Source organism: Gluconobacter wancherniae NBRC 103581, from assembly GCF_007988885.1.
Classification (GTDB): Bacteria; Pseudomonadota; Alphaproteobacteria; order Acetobacterales; family Acetobacteraceae; genus Gluconobacter; species Gluconobacter wancherniae.
Genome location: NZ_BJUZ01000003.1, coordinates 14,864 through 29,877, shown reverse-complemented (window position 1 = coordinate 29,877; position 15,014 = coordinate 14,864). Strand labels below are relative to the sequence as shown.

Annotated in this window: 13 protein-coding genes and 1 tRNA gene; 7 read left to right on the top strand and 7 right to left on the bottom strand. The window is 54.7% G+C overall.

The genetic code is table 11. The features are described from left to right. Positions 1 to 71: 71 nt before the first annotated feature. The 4 genes from GWA01_RS10850 to GWA01_RS10835 all read left to right on the top strand — a co-directional run bounded on the left by GWA01_RS10850 (position 72) and on the right by GWA01_RS10835 (position 6,000). Positions 72 to 2,090 (top strand): NAD(+) synthase, encoded by a 2,019-nt coding sequence (locus GWA01_RS10850; RefSeq protein WP_146798230.1) that lies wholly within the window; start codon positions 72 to 74, stop codon positions 2,088 to 2,090. 94 nt (positions 2,091 to 2,184) lie between these two features. After that, on the top strand, positions 2,185 to 3,576 hold the full coding sequence (locus GWA01_RS10845) for an NAD-dependent succinate-semialdehyde dehydrogenase (RefSeq protein ID WP_146797886.1): 1,392 nt from the start codon (positions 2,185 to 2,187) through the stop codon (positions 3,574 to 3,576). 453 nt (positions 3,577 to 4,029) lie between these two features. After that, the gene (locus tag GWA01_RS10840; RefSeq protein WP_146797884.1) at positions 4,030 to 5,433 is read left to right on the top strand and encodes a beta strand repeat-containing protein; all 1,404 of its coding nucleotides are present in this window, start codon (positions 4,030 to 4,032) and stop codon (positions 5,431 to 5,433) included. A gap of 297 nt (positions 5,434 to 5,730) precedes the next feature. After that, entirely contained in the window at positions 5,731 to 6,000 is a 270-nt protein-coding gene (locus GWA01_RS10835; protein ID WP_146797882.1) for an HU family DNA-binding protein, read from the top strand. Positions 6,001 to 6,014: 14 nt separating this feature from the next. Here GWA01_RS10835 and GWA01_RS10830 read toward each other — a convergent pair. From GWA01_RS10830 to GWA01_RS10810, 5 genes are all read right to left on the bottom strand, one after another. Further along, a tRNA-Gln gene (locus GWA01_RS10830) sits at positions 6,015 to 6,089 on the bottom strand. 79 nt (positions 6,090 to 6,168) lie between these two features. After that, positions 6,169 to 6,870: a TetR family transcriptional regulator gene (locus GWA01_RS10825; protein ID WP_146797880.1), complete on the bottom strand. Its 702-nt coding sequence runs from the start codon at positions 6,868 to 6,870 to the stop codon at positions 6,169 to 6,171. A gap of 79 nt (positions 6,871 to 6,949) precedes the next feature. Continuing rightward, entirely contained in the window at positions 6,950 to 7,774 is an 825-nt protein-coding gene (gene proC, locus GWA01_RS10820; RefSeq protein WP_146797878.1) for a pyrroline-5-carboxylate reductase, read from the bottom strand. 2 nt (positions 7,775 to 7,776) lie between these two features. Then, positions 7,777 to 8,283, bottom strand: a complete 507-nt coding sequence (locus tag GWA01_RS10815; RefSeq protein ID WP_146797876.1) for a type III secretion system chaperone family protein — start codon at positions 8,281 to 8,283, stop codon at positions 7,777 to 7,779. Between the two features lie 151 nt (positions 8,284 to 8,434). Next, complete coding sequence (locus tag GWA01_RS10810; RefSeq protein ID WP_146797874.1) at positions 8,435 to 8,725, bottom strand: accessory factor UbiK family protein; 291 nt, start codon at positions 8,723 to 8,725, stop codon at positions 8,435 to 8,437. Positions 8,726 to 8,807: 82 nt separating this feature from the next. On the opposite strand from GWA01_RS10810, the gene rfaD reads away from it, so the two are divergent. The 3 genes from rfaD to pgeF are packed head-to-tail and all read left to right on the top strand — an operon-like array spanning position 8,808 to position 11,366. Next, positions 8,808 to 9,788 carry an ADP-glyceromanno-heptose 6-epimerase gene (gene rfaD, locus GWA01_RS10805; protein ID WP_146797872.1) on the top strand — a complete coding sequence of 327 codons (981 nt, stop codon included), beginning with the start codon at positions 8,808 to 8,810 and terminating at the stop codon, positions 9,786 to 9,788. A gap of 11 nt (positions 9,789 to 9,799) precedes the next feature. Beyond that, complete coding sequence (lgt, locus tag GWA01_RS10800) at positions 9,800 to 10,606, top strand: prolipoprotein diacylglyceryl transferase (protein WP_146798228.1); 807 nt, start codon at positions 9,800 to 9,802, stop codon at positions 10,604 to 10,606. Beyond that, positions 10,599 to 11,366, top strand: a complete 768-nt coding sequence (gene pgeF, locus GWA01_RS10795; RefSeq protein ID WP_146797869.1) for a peptidoglycan editing factor PgeF — start codon at positions 10,599 to 10,601, stop codon at positions 11,364 to 11,366. The genes lgt and pgeF overlap by 8 nt, the downstream gene beginning before the upstream one ends. A 40-nt stretch (positions 11,367 to 11,406) precedes the next feature. On the opposite strand, the gene GWA01_RS10790 is transcribed toward pgeF, so the two are convergent. Both GWA01_RS10790 and GWA01_RS10785 read right to left on the bottom strand, forming a co-directional pair. Beyond that, on the bottom strand, positions 11,407 to 13,371 hold the full coding sequence (locus GWA01_RS10790; RefSeq protein WP_146797867.1) for a hypothetical protein: 1,965 nt from the start codon (positions 13,369 to 13,371) through the stop codon (positions 11,407 to 11,409). Between the two features lie 309 nt (positions 13,372 to 13,680). Continuing rightward, the gene (locus tag GWA01_RS10785) at positions 13,681 to 15,006 is read right to left on the bottom strand and encodes an MFS transporter (protein WP_146797865.1); all 1,326 of its coding nucleotides are present in this window, start codon (positions 15,004 to 15,006) and stop codon (positions 13,681 to 13,683) included. Between the last annotated feature and the right edge of the window lie 8 nt (positions 15,007 to 15,014).

The window sequence follows — 15,014 nt, the reverse complement described above, 5'->3', positions numbered from 1 at the left end:
TCATGGAGCTCTTTTCTGGCATCATCCGTTTTCAGGAGTGCCGATCTCCGTTGGTTACAGTGAAGGGTGTCATGCAGGGATTCCGCTCTCTTTATCATCAGGGCTTTGCCCGGATCGCGGCCTGTACGCTGCCTGTTGTTCTGGCGGATTCGCAGGCAAGTCTGCATGCCATTCTATCCGTTGCCCGCAATTGCTCGGCACAGGGCGTTGCCGCGGTGGTTTTTCCGGAGCTTGCCCTTACAGGCTACACGCTGGACGATCTGCGATTTCAGGATGTCGTTCTGGAAGCGGCTGAGGTTGCACTGAAAAAGCTGGTGGAAGCCACTACGGACCTGATGACGGTTGTTGTAGTTGGTGTGCCCCTCAGGCGTGGTGACCTTTTGTACAACTGCGCCGCGGTGGTGCACCGAGGGCGCCTGCTGGGTGTGGTTCCTAAATCCTACCTGCCGCGATACCGGGAGTTTTATGAACCCCGTCATTTTACATCTGGTCTGGGCTCAACCGGCGTCATCCGTCTATGGGGGACGGATGTGCCGTTTGGTGCGGATCTTTTGTTCGAGGCCGAGGATATTGCCGGTCTGACGCTGGGGGTCGAGATCTGTGAGGATCTATGGGTGGCTTCTCCGCCGAGTGGTGCGCTTGCGATGGCAGGGGCCAGTGTCATTTTGAACCCGTCTGCCTCTCCTGTGACGATTGGCAGGGCCGAAGACCGCACGCTTCTGTGCAATGCACAATCCATGCGGACCCTTACGGCCTACGCGTATGCAGCAGCCGGCGAGGGTGAATCCACGACTGATCTTGCGTGGGATGGGCAGATCTCGATTCATGAGGCGGGTAAAGTTCTTGCGCGTTCGGACCGCTTTCCCAGAGGCGAAAGGGTTATCGTCGCGGACGTGGATCTGGAGCTTCTACGTCAGGAGCGCATGCGCACAGGCCAGTTTGGTATGGGGGGCGAGCGGTTCCGACGGCTTGGATTCGTTCTGGCTCCTCCATTGACCGATCTGGGGTTGAAGCGGGATGTGGCGCGGTTTCCCTTTGTTCCCTCCGAGTCTGAACATCTGAAGCGCGACTGTTACGAAGCCTGGACGATTCAGGTCAGTGCATTGCGACAAAGGCTCGTGGCGAGTCGGGCGCAGCGCATGGTGATCGGAGTTTCCGGTGGTCTCGATAGTACATTGGCGCTTCTGGTTGCAGCACGGGCCGCAGATGAACTTGGATGGCCTCGGACGCATGTTCTTGCATACACGATGCCCGGATTTGCGACAGGTACCGAGAGCCGTGGGCTGGCGCATGAATTGATGGATGCGTTGGGAGTGGAGTCCAATGAACTGGACATTCGCCCTGCGGCAGAAACGATGCTCCAAGGGATTGGTCATCCATATTCCCGCGGTGAAGCTGTCCATGATATCACCTTCGAAAACGTCCAGGCCGGGCTGCGGACGGACTTTCTTTTCAGGCTGGCCAATCTTCGTAACGGAATTGTGATCGGGACTGGAGATCTGTCCGAACTGGCGCTTGGGTGGTGCACATATGGGGTGGGCGATCAGATGTCCCATTATAATGTTAATGCAGGCATGCCCAAGACCCTGATCCAGCATGTCATCCGCTGGTTCGCTAGGCAGGAAGACGTTGAGGGGCGTATCGCTTCGGTTCTTGAGTCGATTGTAAGTGCAGAAATTTCGCCCGAACTTGTCCCTGATAGCGGGCAGGGTGTGCAGAGCACAGAGCAGATTATCGGCCCTTACGCGCTACAGGATTTTACGCTCTATTATGTGCTGAGACACGGGTTTCGGCCTTCGCGTATCGCTTATCTGGCTGAGCGGGCCTGGTCTGATCCGAAATGCGGTGTTTGGCCGCAGAACTATCCACAGGACCGGAGAACTGCTTATGATCTCTCCGATATCAGGCACTGGATGGAGATTTTCCTGAGCCGTTTTTTTGGAACGAGTCAGTTCAAGCGCTCTGCAATGCCGAATGGCCCCAAGCTGGTTGCGGGTGGCTCTCTGTCTCCGCGTGGAGATTGGCGGGCGCCTTCGGATGGCAACGCGCGGGCATGGCTTGAGGAGCTCCGGAAGAACGTCCCTGAATGAACTTTGCGAATTCTCGCAAGTTGGACACTTCCAGAGCCCGACTCCCAATCCCATATGAAGAAGACTTGGATAACAACCGTAAGGACCTGACAGAATGGCTTACGCTACTACAAACCCCTTTACGGGTGAGACGATCAAGACTTTCCCGGATGCAACTGACGCTGAAGTCCAGGGTGCCATCACGGATGCATATGATGTGTTTAAGGAATGGCGTCATGCATCCTTCGCTGACCGTGCGAAGGTAATGAGTGCTGCGGCGTCTATTCTGCGTCGTGACATCGACAAGTATTCTAAACTCCTGACGCTTGAGATGGGAAAGCTTTTCACTGAAGCAAAGCTTGAGACCGAGCTGTCTGCAGAAATCTTCGAATATTATGCGAAGAATGCAGAGCGCCTTCTCGCGCCAGAAAAACTGCCGGTTGCAAACCCTGCCGAGGGTGAAGCTCATCTTATCTGTCAGCCGCAGGGTGTTCTTCTGGCCATCGAGCCATGGAATTTCCCATTCTATCAGATCGCCCGCATCATTGCTCCGCAGTTGTCGGCAGGAAATACTGTCCTGTTGAAGCATGCTTCCAACGTGCCGCAGTCTGCGCATGCATTTGAGGAGCTGATGCTGGAAGCTGGTCTGCCGAAGGGTGGTTTCCGTAATCTGTATGCAGCACGACACCATACGGAAGTCATTCTGAACGACCCTCGCGTTTGCGGCGTTGCTCTGACCGGCTCCGAAGGGGCTGGTAGTGTTGTCGGCGCCATTGCTGGTAAGGCGCTCAAGAAGTCTACGATGGAGCTTGGTGGCGCGGATGCGTTCCTCGTTCTGGAAGACGCGGATCTAGAGAAGGCAGTAAAGTGGGCGGTATTCGGCCGTCACTGGAATGCAGGTCAGGTCTGTGTTTCTTCAAAGCGCCTCATTGTTGTGGATTCAATTTATGAGCGCTTCGTTGAGCTCTATAAGAAAGGCGTTGCAGAGCTGAAGGCTGGAGATCCGATGGACCCGGCAACAACGCTCGCACCGCTGTCTTCGCAGAAGGCTGCTGATGATCTGCTAGCTCAGGTGGAAGAAGCCAAGAAGCACGGTGCACACGTCGAAGTAATTGGTGCGCCAGTTCCGGAGAAGGGTGCTTTCTTCCAGCCACTGCTGATGACAAACCTGCACAGCGAGAATGAAGCGCGGCATTGGGAGTTCTTTGGGCCGGTTACACAGCTGTATCGCGCCAAAGACGAACAGGATGCGATTCGTATTGCAAATGATTCACCGTTTGGTCTGGGTGGTTCCGTTTTCACCAAGGACACCAAGCGTGGTTATAAGGTCGCAGAGCAGATCTATACGGGAATGGTCTACATCAATCATCCCACGATGGTTAAAGCAGACCTCCCTTTCGGTGGTGTTGCGCGTTCCGGTTATGGTCGTGAACTAATTGGTCTCGGTATTAAAGAGTTCGTCAACCATAAGCTTATTGATGTCGTGGACATTGATGCGCCATTTTAACTCTCGTAATTAATAATTCGTACTGATTTTCAGTATGTTTTGACCCGACATCTTAGATAGATGTCGGGTTTTTTGTATATAAATTATAAATATTCCTATCATAAGTAGTATTTAAAAGGGTTATTTTCTATTTTTTTCAAAATAATATTATATAAAAAATTATAAAAACAACAACAGTTCATTAATTAATATCGTTAATAATTAATTATCTAGATAATAGGGTTTCTATTTAAATAAATTTCTTACTTTTACATTTATTATTTGAAATATTTAATTCTATTTCGTCTGCCCTTTTGAAGCTTTGCAAAAGGTAAACGATTCGTATTCAAATGGTTAAAATGTGATTGCTATATGGAGTTTGTTATTGATATAGCTTCCTCTCGTCACTCGATCATTTGGGGGGTCCGAGGGCCGCCGGTGCGAGAAACCTTCTAGTGTTCAGGAGCGCATAGCATGGCAATCACTACAGTGGTTGGCGCCTCCGGCCAGACTTTTACGGTCACGGTCGATGGTTCGGCAGCCCAGACTCTTGCTCAGCAGTATGCATCTGCTGTCGCCGGCCTTCAGGCAGGGGGCGGTTTCACCTCTTATAATGTCTCTTCAGGTAATGTTGCTGGATCAGGCAGTCTTGCTCAGGGGCTTATCAGCACTGGTGGGGCTTATAATTTTACAGGTGATCTCTCCTATATTGCTGCAGGCAGCTATATTAGCGAATCGAGCCCAACCTATTCCCTTAGTGATCCAGTTGCGATTAACCTGACGTCTGATACCGCTTCTTCGATCAGTGTTCTGACGGGTAGCTTTGGCGGTGTGACGCTGTTTGCTGGTAATCAGGACGGTCTTTTCGTTGGTGGCGTTGGTAACAATGCATTCCTTGGTTCGGGTAAGACTGGAAACTGGAACGTGGCGACCGGTAACGGTAACGACACAATCCTCGGCACCAACGGCAACGACACAATTTCTGGTGGCTCGGGTCAGAATCTGATCTTCCTTGGCTCAGGAAAGAATTCTGTTCTATCTGAGGGTCAGGACACGATTTACGGTACTTCTGGCACGGACACAGTAAGTCTGCAGGGCGGAAGTTCCATTGTACAGTTGAATGCAAATGCAACTGTGTTCGATACTTCTACCAATAATTCTGTGACTGTTGGAAGTAACAGCACGATCATAGGTGGCAGCTCGGGTACTTATTTTACAACGGGGAGTGGCTGGGGCACTTTTTCGGGTGGTACGGGCGACACGATTTCTGCAGCAGGCAGTCTGATTCAAGACGCAGGTATCGCTAACAATATCAGTGTTGGTGGTTCCTTACAGTTCCTAAGTGGCACCGGCTCCACGACCATTACGGCCGGAACTGCAACCGTCTGGGGCTCAACCGGACTCGTAGCTAACTTCACGGGTACGTCTGGTACAAGCCTTTTTGTCGGCGATCAAAGTGCTAGCGGCGATCGTTCGACGATGGCCGGGGAATCGTTCAATGCATCCTCTTCGCAGACTTCTCTGATCGCGTGGGTTGGTAACAACCAGACGGTTGTTGGCGGATCTGCTTCCGATACACTTACAGGAACGACGGGTAACTCGACCCTTACGGGTGGTTCGGGTGCAGCAAACGTGTTCCAGTTCATTGATGGCTATGCGGGCGGTGATTATACGATTACTGACTTTGGTAGTGCAGCCGGTAACCTTGTTGGCTTGAACAAGTACAACATGACGGATGCAGATGTGTCGAAAATGCTGAATAATGCGACGATTTCTGGTGGCAATACGACCATTCAGCTTTCTGATAATTCCAAAATTACGTTCCTGAACACCACGGATCTGAAGGCTTCGGACTTCAGCCTGTGGGGTCAGTCCTGATTTTTAGTCTTTAACGTCTGAGTTTCTACTGGAAAGGCCGGGTCCCCATGGGACCCGGCCTTTTTTGATTGTGAAGTGAAAATACGAAGCCACACCATTCTTTGGGTGAAATCGGTTTTGGTTCATGAAATTCCATTGGAAACTGTTTTCCAAACTAACTTGACAGATAGGGGGTGTGTTGAAGCACTCTCGGTAGCGCTCTACGATTGTCAGGTCATCTGTTTTGGCATTCCAATAGATCGCGGAAATTGGTGATTTTTGGGGAGAGAGCCATCTCGTGGTGGAAGGTGCGTACTCATGAGTAAGGCATTTTTAGCGGCTGTCCTGCAGGATTCACTCGACTGTACAGGTGTTGCTGCGCACAAGGCTGTCAAAGACCTGATGTCAGCAATCGTAGAAGAATTGAAAGAAGAAGGGAGTTTTACACTGCCGTCATTCGGAACATTTGCCGTATGCGAGACAAAGGAAAGGCAGGCTCTCAATCCTAGAACGGGCGCTACGGTCACCGTTCAGGCTGGTCAGACGGTCCGCTTCAAGGCGAGTCCCAGATTAAAGCAGAAGTTGTAAAGTTTTATGAGATTTGGCTGGGGCGGGAGGATTCGAACCTCCGCATGGCGGAATCAAAATCCGCTGCCTTACCGCTTGGCTACGCCCCAGCATCAGGCCAGTCTCCCGTGAAAGAGTGGCCTGAGTTGGGTTCTAATCCGAAGCTGAGGTGTTCGTAAAGATGTTAAGTCAGGATTCTAGTTCAAGTTCGTGATCTGGGAGTCCGGAAGAGCGTGTGGCGTCTTCGAGTTTGCGCCGTGCGGAGGCTTTTAGGATACCGAAACGCTCCGCTTTGTTTAGCGCTGTATCGAGGGCAGCCATCGTGCTTCCCAGATCCGGGCTCTCATCTTTTTCCCACGCGCGCAGGGCGTGCCCCCATACGGCGCCCAGTGCGTTGATTCTCCAGACTCCGCCCAAGCCAGTGCAGTCTAGTCCCGCTGCGTCGGCGACCCAGCGGATGCTGTCCAAAGTGGCTCCTGTCAGGATCGCGCCGAGTGCCGGGTCATAGGGGACTGCATGCATTACGGCGCGAAGGCCCTCACGATAGTCCTGAAAGACATCGAGCCGTCGCATCAGCAGATCGAACAAATGCTCACGCAGTGTGCCAGCTCCATCATCCCGGAGGGCACTCTCGTCTGCCAAGCGGCCGAGGCGCAGAAGAAGCATGGATTTTAGCGGATAATGGGTCCGCACGACTTCCAATGGTAGGCCAGCATTTTTTGCGGCCTCTACCAGAGAAAACCTGCTCCACCCATCGCGTGCGGCGAGGGTGAATGAGGATTGCAGGAATGCGATGTCCAAGGCGTCGCTGTCTGTCTCCGGCGCGATGCTGTCGGACAGTCCGTCGTCAGTAAAATACGGGTCTTCCGATGTGTCCGTAGCGGGTTCCATGCCGGTCTCCTGTCGATATCATTCTTTCCAGAGTGCTAAGGGTTTCCCTGTCGTACAGTTCCCTGTTGCCTGGAAAGCGTTAACCAGCGAGTTCTTCTGCTCGTCTGGCTGCTGCGTCAATGGCTTTGGAGATACTTGTGGGCCACGCATCCGGCGACATCAGGACATCGAGTGCGGCGGCTGTTGTGCCTTTTGGGCTTGTGACTGCCTTACGGAGTGCTGATGCATCTTCGGGGCAGTCATCCAACATGCGGCCGGCCCCATACACGGTTCCCCGTGCCAGGCGGCGTGCGACAGGTGCTGGAAGGCCGTGTTTTATGCCGGCTTCTTCCAAAAGTTCGGCCAAGAGGAATACATAAGCCGGGCCAGAACCGGAAATGGCTGTAACAGCGGCAAGGTCAGCCTCGTGTTCAACGCGCACGACATCACCGACTGCACAAAGAAGGTCATGACAGAGCGTATGCTGACGCTCGGTCGCAGTAGGAGGAACGTAAAAGCCGCTGGTTCCTGCACCGATAGCGGAAGGTGTGTTTGGCATGGCGCGGATGACTGGTGCGTTGTTTATCCCGGCACTTCGGGCAGCTGCCGCAAGCCCATCACAGGTTCTTCCCGCCATGACTGAAAGAAATGCAGATCTTGAGAGACGCTGACCAAGTGTGATGCAGAGCTCGGTAATGATCGCGTCTGCCGCTGCGGGTTTTACGGCCAGCACAATGATGTCGGGTTGAAAATCTGTGGGAATTTCTGAAGCGACCCTGACTGTTGTGTAGTCAGGGTCTTCATTTGTCCGATGGCGATCAAGAACGACGAGGCGAGGCGGTGTAGGGGAGGCGAGCCAGCCATCAAGTAGCGCGCCCCCCAACTTTCCACAGCCAACCAGAAGAATGGAGGAGTTTTTAGGCAAGTTCAGGCGTCTCCTGCGCAATCCAGCATCGCGGCGTCCAGAGCGTCCTGTGGTGACTTTCCGCCCCAGAGCGCGAACTGAAACGCAGGATAGAAGCGCTCACATTCAGAAAGAGTGATGTCGATCAGGTCTTCCATGCTTTCACCAGGAAGCGTTTGGACACCCCGCATCAGTAGGGTGTGGCGAAAGGACGGGATGCCTGTTTCGGGTTCCACGGAAAAATGGCCCACCCACAAACGGTTGTTTGCCAGCGCCACGAGTTCGTGAATGGCGGTTCTGTGATTGGCAGGAGAGCGCAAGTCGAGCGCGCATGTCAGGTTCAGCGCGCAGAGCTCATCAGACCATGTGAAGAAAAGGTTGTAATCGCACCACTGGCCAGGGGCTTGTGCGGCCATTTCTGATGGGCCAAGGCGTTCGCACTCCCATTCATACAGGCCGATGACCTGTTCCATGAGATCGAGTGCGTGCGCTTCTGCTTCGTGGGTCGGTGAGGTGATCAGGGCAGGCATGGCGGTTCTCCCAAGGCCATAGAGCCCGGCACCGGTCACGCCGGTGCGGCGCTCCAGATGTCTGCGAACCAGAAGGGCGAACCCTTCTGGTCTCCACCACGTTATGGAGCCTTTTGCACCTACGCAAGTATTACGCGCAAAAGTGTAATGTTCAGCCTTGGGGGCCGCCTTTTTCTTCTTCTGTCAGGCCTTCGAGGGTTGCGAGACGCGATTCGAGGGCCGTGAGGCGTGCTTCTGTTTCGGCCTGACCGATGCGCGCGCGCGTGGCCATTTCCTGAACCGCGTCGAATTCATCGCGGCGAACCAGCTCAAGGGCGCCCAGGATTTCATCTACGCGGGTACGGATGATGGAATGAAGTTCTTCACGTGCGCCGGTAACGGCGGAAAATGCGTTTCCTGCCAGTCCTGCAATATCGTCAAAGAAACGGGGTCTGTCGGACATGGGGTAAGCTCCTGCTGATATGCGGCGTTTCGCGTGTGGCGCGTCGCTTGGATCGTGTTTGTTAGCAGACTATACAGTAACCATGATCATCGTCACCGGCGGCGCCGGATTCATTGGTTCGTGTCTTCATGCTGCACTCCGCAGGCGCGGTTTGCAGACAGTTGTGGTGGATCGCCTTCGCGATGGCCTGAAATGGCGCAATCTCGCGGCTCATGCCCCGGATATGCTCATCGCTCCGGAGGATCTGCCCGCTTTTCTGGAAAGCGAGCCCAATGTTGAGGCCGTGTTTCATATGGGAGCGATCAGCGCAACGACTGCGCGTGATGGCGATCTTGTCTGGTCCACGAATGTCGCGCTTTCACAGTTTTTGTGGCGGTGGTGTGCGGCACGTGATGTCAGGATGATTTATGCGTCCTCCGCTGCGACCTATGGCGGAGCGGATCGTCCGGACCTGTTTGTTGATGGCCTTGAGGGTATCGACCATCTTCGCCCGCTTAACCTGTATGGCTGGTCCAAGCAGGCATTTGATCTCTGGGTGAAGCGCACGCTTGTTGAAGGTGAGGCTGCGCCGCGCCAATGGGCCGGGTTGAAGTTTTTCAACGTGTATGGCCCGAACGAATATCACAAGGGGTCTATGATCTCGGTGGTGAAGGTCAAATACGATGAGGTTGTCAAAGGTCATTCGGCTAGGCTGTTTCGTTCCGATATCCCCGGTCTGGCAGATGGAGCGCAGAAGCGTGACTTCATCTGGGTGGGAGATATCGTGAAGATCATGCTCTGGCTTTTTGATAATCCTTCGGTAAGTGGGCTTTTCAATTGTGGTACGGGTGTTGCACGGACCTATCTGGATCTGGCGCACGCCGTATGCGATGCGGCTGGACGTGGTCGCGATGTTGAATTCATTGATATGCCGCAGAGTCTGAAAGGGCAGTATCAGTCCTATACATGTGCGGATATGAGCCAATTGCGTGATGCGGGCTATGATGCGCCGTTCACGTCTCTTGAAGACGGAATTGGCATGTATGTGCGTGACTATCTTTCCCGTCCGGAGCCTAACCTTTGAGCCATCCTCTCATGTTCCCGGGCTTTGATCCGGTTGCTTTTCACGTCGGCCCTCTGGCGGTGCGCTGGTATGCGCTCGCCTATATGGTGTCCTTCATCATTGCCCTGCCGATTGCCAAGCGGCTTTGCCGCCTCTCCCCGGAAGTTGCGACGGGCGAGCAGGTGGATGACTTCCTGTTTTACGCCATTCTTGGTGTACTTGTGGGGGGGCGCCTTGGTTATGTGTTGTTCTATCGGCCGCTGGATTATCTTTCGAATCCGTTGGAAATCCTGAAAACATGGGACGGCGGCATGTCCTTCCATGGTGGTGCTTTAGGCGTCATCATCGCTCTGGCCTTGTTCTCATGGAAAAAGAAGCTGAATTTCCTGGCTTTTTCAGATCGTATCGTGCCTGTGGTGCCGATTGGTCTGGGGCTTGGTCGCTGCGCGAACTTTGTGAACGGTGAGCTTTGGGGGCGCGCGGCATCTCCTGATTTGCCCTGGGCCATGGTTTTCCCCACAGGTGGCCCGATCGCGCGCCATCCGTCAGAGCTTTATGAAGCGTTGACTGAGGGGGTGGTGTTGCTGACTGTTATGCTCTTTTCGGCCACACGTCCGCGATTGCGAGAACATTTTGGATTTCTGTCGGGGCTGTTCTTGTTCGGGTACGCGTGCGCCCGCAGTTTCTGCGAATTTTTCCGGCAGCCAGACGCAAATATCGGGTTTCTGTCAGGTGGCGTGACGATGGGCCAGATACTCTGCATTCCTATGGCAATGGCGGGTATCGGTCTTATGATCTATGCCCTCAAAAACCCGCGTCGGGCGCGTGCGCATGCCTGAGTGGGTTTTGCGCTCTGGTGCTCTCGCTGTTCCGCATGGCTTTTTTACCCGCCTTGGTGGAGTTTCTCCCGCACCATTTGACAGTCTGAACTGTTCTTTGTCGTCTTTGGATGATCTGGAGCATGTTCGGGAAAATCGGGCGCGGGTGGCTCGTGAAATAGGTATTTTGCCGGAAAATCTTATGGGGTTGAAGCAGACCCACAGCGATACGACGGTGCCGGTGATTGCTGACATGCCGCTCTGGCCAATGGGAAAAGGTCAGGATGGAGATGCGTTGGTGACGGATCGCCCCGATGTTGGGATTGGTGTGATTACCGCGGATTGCGGCCCGATCCTTCTGTCTGGCAACGATGGGCGGGTTGTTGGAGCGGCGCATGCCGGGTGGCGCGGGGCAGCTGGTGGTATTCTTGAATCTGTTGTGAGCCGAATGCGGGCACTTGGCGCACTGAATATCGTGGCGGCTGTAGGGCCGTGTATCGGCCCGGAGAGCTATGAGGTCGGTCCGGATATGCGGGCCGCTGTCATGGCGCAGGATTCAGGAGCAGGCGCATTTTTCAGGCCGGCTGATCGGAGCGGGCATTTTTACTTTGATTTGCCGGGGTATTGCGCTGCCCGATTGCGTCGTGCCGGCGTGGATCAGGTGGACGTGATAGGTGTGGATACACTGACGGATCAGCGTTTCTTCAGCCATCGTCGGAGGACACTCGCGGGCGGCGGCCATATTGGCCACCAGATTTCCGCTATTCGCCCCACTGCCTGAGAGTGCCGCGGGGATTATCTTTCTGTTCCGTAAGGGGAGGTTACTGGAAGGGCAGATAACGGAAATCGAAGAAGATCTGGCTCATGCTCGTATGGGGGTCTCCCCCGATGCCGGACCAGATTTCCCGACGTGAATAGGCGAGTTGTGTGCCACCTTCGACTGTTCCGAAGCGCCCCTTGAAGAAGCGCCACCATGCGCCGACCGTAATTTCCGAGACGGCGCGGGTATTGGCTGTGCAGCTCAGGGAAGACAGCTCCTGCAAGCAGCCTGCGTTCGAGTAGCCGGTGTTTCCATACCCATAGGGTGTACCATTGACGCTGAAAGAGGATTTTCCGACGCGCTGGGTGCCGAAATATCCGTAGACGTCGATCCGTTGGTTGGGGTGTGCAATCACGCCGGCCTGCGCCTGCACTCCAAAGAGTGGCGCGGGGGCACCCTGAGCGTTCAGAGTGGCGTCGGGAAGTAGCGCAGATCCGTAGCGGTTCACGCCCCAGCCCGCGAGGCCACCAAGCCTGATTTCGAGTTTGCTGGGGATGAGGGGCAGGATCATTGATCCACCACCTCCGCCTGCGATGGCGGTATTATTGTGCCCGGTGTGGCCAATCGTCACGCGGTCATGGGGGAAATGCAGGATGCCTTCGACTTCGTAGTGACCCCATCGTGGATCGTAGGCGAGCTTGCCGATGACGTCGGGCGAGATTTCATTGGAGAAATTCGTTGTGTCGTTTGTCAGTCCAACGCCATTTTCACCGATGGTCGCCGTGCCGCCATTTGGCAGTGCTACTGAGCCGTTGTTATTGGTGAAGCCTGTGGTGTCATACAGGGTTGCCGGGTTCTCAATCGAGAGGCCCGCCCAGAGGCGACGATGAAGAAAGTCTTTCACCGCTCGAACCTGCCACTGTCGCGCCCAGGTCTGGCCTGCGAGCATTGATGCTTCAATGGTTTCAGGCAGGCTTTCCTGACGGGGCACGATACCGATACGGCCCGGTGTCAGGAGGCTCCAGGCCTGACCACCCAAAAAATGCAGGCCGTTCCGGTTATCGTCATAGGACAGGTAGGCCTGTCTGAGGCGGAATGAGTAGCTGTTGCTTTCATATGGGTCTGTTGTGACGGCGCCTGCGCCAAAATCTGATTCGAAAAATCCTGAAATGACGCGCTCAGGATCAATATTGCCCCGTGCCATGAGCGAAAGGCGGCTGTAGCGCGCGCTGCCGTCAAAATTATTGGTGTGATAGCGTGGCTCGTTCGGATACGGCATGTCCTGCCAGTAGTTGAACGTTCCGGACGCCACGTGGCGGTTTTCAAGAACGGCGGAAGTATCCACGAAGCCGCCAAGGATAATCGATACGGGTCCGAAATGGAAAACGCCATGGTCGCCCAGTGCACCAGCTGCCTGTGCGCCTACTGTTTCACGCGAATGAGGGCCGACGCCGTTTTCAGCAAAGCGGCTGCTAATATCTTCCGAACGTCGCCCGACCACGGCGAGCTGGCTGCTGGGGCCGATATCTACCAGAGATTTACCGGTAGGAGAAAGGCTGACCTCGTCGCGCCGGGCCGTTGCGGAATGGGGTGTTCCTACTACGAACGGCTCCAGAACGGTGGGCGTGTGATTGCTCTGGAGAGACACTGTTTTCGTTTCGTCTGATCCTGACGGAACGGGGAATGCGTGGGCTGTTTTCTGAGTTATTCGGGAGATTGGAGCAGATTTTACCGTTTTGCTGGCGCTTGTGTTCAGGGCTTGTGATGGAGTTGCTGCTCTACGATGGCGGATAAGTTCCGCGCGGATAATTGCCATATCATGATTGATTTCCTTCTGCTCCTGCTGGACGTGTGCCTGCGCTTCCTGAAGGCGTGACATTTCCTTTTCCATTCGGGTGATGACGTCGTCTTCGGACGCAAAAGCCGGTGTGGAGAGCAATGTCAGCCCGCAGGTTGTGCCCAGTAGAAGCAGGGCGCGTTGGCGGTTGGTCCGTGAATGCAGGCAGAAAAAATCCGGGAGGGACAATTGCACGCTCCATGTCAAAATATGTCTAATTCATATCTTGATGTGTCAATGGAGGCCATCAAAAAACAGTTACACAACCATAAAGGCTTTATCGGTTTTGATTATAAAACTGTTTGCTTTGGCTAAAAATCTGTTTTCAGGGACACGGGGGATGGTTTCACGTGAAACCATCCTTCAGCGGATAAACAAATCTCATATAGCGTGGGCCTTTGCTTCGCGCCTCCGTTTTACTCGCCGCGACCAGCTCACAAACTCAAGGTAAAAATCGGAATTTCCGCGCACCATTTATGCGACAAAGCCTGGAAATTCTTACGGAGAGGCTACTTCGGCATCGAGCGGGCGGTTTTCGGTGCGGGGACCAAAGAGTAGGACGGTCAGTGCACCGGTTAGTAAAATAACAGTCGTCAGGCCGAAAACACCGGGGAAGCCAGCATGAGGGTAGATCCATCCGATCATGACCGGAGATGCGATTGCTCCGAGCCGTGCGATGGCGGATGCGATTCCCATGCCGCGGGCCCGGAGATCCGTGGGAAAGAGTTCAGGCGTATATGCGTAAATGCCGCCGAACGTGCCGTTCATGAAAAAGGACAGCGCGATACCACAGAGCAGGACTTCACCTGATGTCCGGCTTGCTGCCATGACGATAGCGCTCAGGCCGCCCAGAAGCATAAATCCCGCGACGGTCCCGCGTCTGCCAAGTCTCTCGGTGCATAATGCGGCACAGAGATATCCCGGAAGCTGCGCTGCGGCGATGGAGATGGAATATCCGAAGCTCCGGGTGATGGTCATGCCGCGTTCGATCATGAGGGTCGGGATCCACGTGAAGAACGCATAGAAGCTGAATGTGATGGTAAGCCACATGACCCAGCTCATAAGGGTAGAGCGGCGCAGAGGTTTACGGAGCAGGTCAGATGCGGGGTGTAGGGTCTGGAGGTGTTGTGTGGATGGAAGGCTAAGGCCCGGCTCAAGGCCTGCCATACGCTCAATTCCACCCACGATCGCACAGGCTTCGCGGGTGCGTCCACGCCGGTCAAGCCAGCGCGGTGACTCCGGGAGTGCATGCCGCCACCATAGCAGCATCAGGATGGGCAGACCCGTCAGGGCGAGGGCCCAGCGCCATCCATCCGTTTGTGTTGGGATCAGCTCATATCCGAGGATCGCTGCGATCACATATCCGAATGAGTAGAAACCTGTGAGGGCTGCGGTAAATGCGCCCCGGTATTGGGCGGCAACAAACTCGCTGAGATATGGTGCGATGATCGTGGCTTCTGCTCCGGCGCCTGTTCCGGCAATGACGCGGCAGATGAAGAAGGCCGTGTAGGATGCTGTGATGGCCGAGAGCAGGGAGCCAATTGCATAGAGGAGCAATGCGCTCATCATAACCCGGCGGCGACCGAAACGGTCTCCGATGGAGCCTGAGAGTAGGGCGCCCAGGCCGTATCCGAGATAGGTCGCGCTGCCTAGAAACCCCACGCCGGGGCCTGAGAGGTGCCAGTCTGCTTTCAGGACCGGCAAAACAAAAGCGACGATTGCGGAATCCAACCCGTCGAACGTGTATCCTAAGCCACCCAGAAGCAGCAGTTTGCGGTGGAAATGGGTAAAGGGCAGCCGTTCGATACGGGCATTGATGCTCATGCGGCGTG

Coding starts and splice junctions, on each gene's coding strand:
- GWA01_RS10850 (WP_146798230.1), top strand. CDS start 72: ATGCAGGGATTCCGCTCTCTTTATCATCAGGGCTTTGCCCGGATCGCG.
- GWA01_RS10785 (WP_146797865.1), bottom strand. CDS start 15,006: ATGAGCATCAATGCCCGTATCGAACGGCTGCCCTTTACCCATTTCCAC.
- GWA01_RS10815 (WP_146797876.1), bottom strand. CDS start 8,283: ATGCCTGCCCTGATCACCTCACCGACCCACGAAGCAGAAGCGCACGCA.
- GWA01_RS10835 (WP_146797882.1), top strand. CDS start 5,731: ATGAGTAAGGCATTTTTAGCGGCTGTCCTGCAGGATTCACTCGACTGT.
- pgeF (WP_146797869.1), top strand. CDS start 10,599: ATGCCTGAGTGGGTTTTGCGCTCTGGTGCTCTCGCTGTTCCGCATGGC.
- GWA01_RS10825 (WP_146797880.1), bottom strand. CDS start 6,870: ATGGAACCCGCTACGGACACATCGGAAGACCCGTATTTTACTGACGAC.
- rfaD (WP_146797872.1), top strand. CDS start 8,808: ATGATCATCGTCACCGGCGGCGCCGGATTCATTGGTTCGTGTCTTCAT.
- lgt (WP_146798228.1), top strand. CDS start 9,800: ATGTTCCCGGGCTTTGATCCGGTTGCTTTTCACGTCGGCCCTCTGGCG.
- GWA01_RS10845 (WP_146797886.1), top strand. CDS start 2,185: ATGGCTTACGCTACTACAAACCCCTTTACGGGTGAGACGATCAAGACT.
- GWA01_RS10810 (WP_146797874.1), bottom strand. CDS start 8,725: ATGTCCGACAGACCCCGTTTCTTTGACGATATTGCAGGACTGGCAGGA.
- GWA01_RS10840 (WP_146797884.1), top strand. CDS start 4,030: ATGGCAATCACTACAGTGGTTGGCGCCTCCGGCCAGACTTTTACGGTC.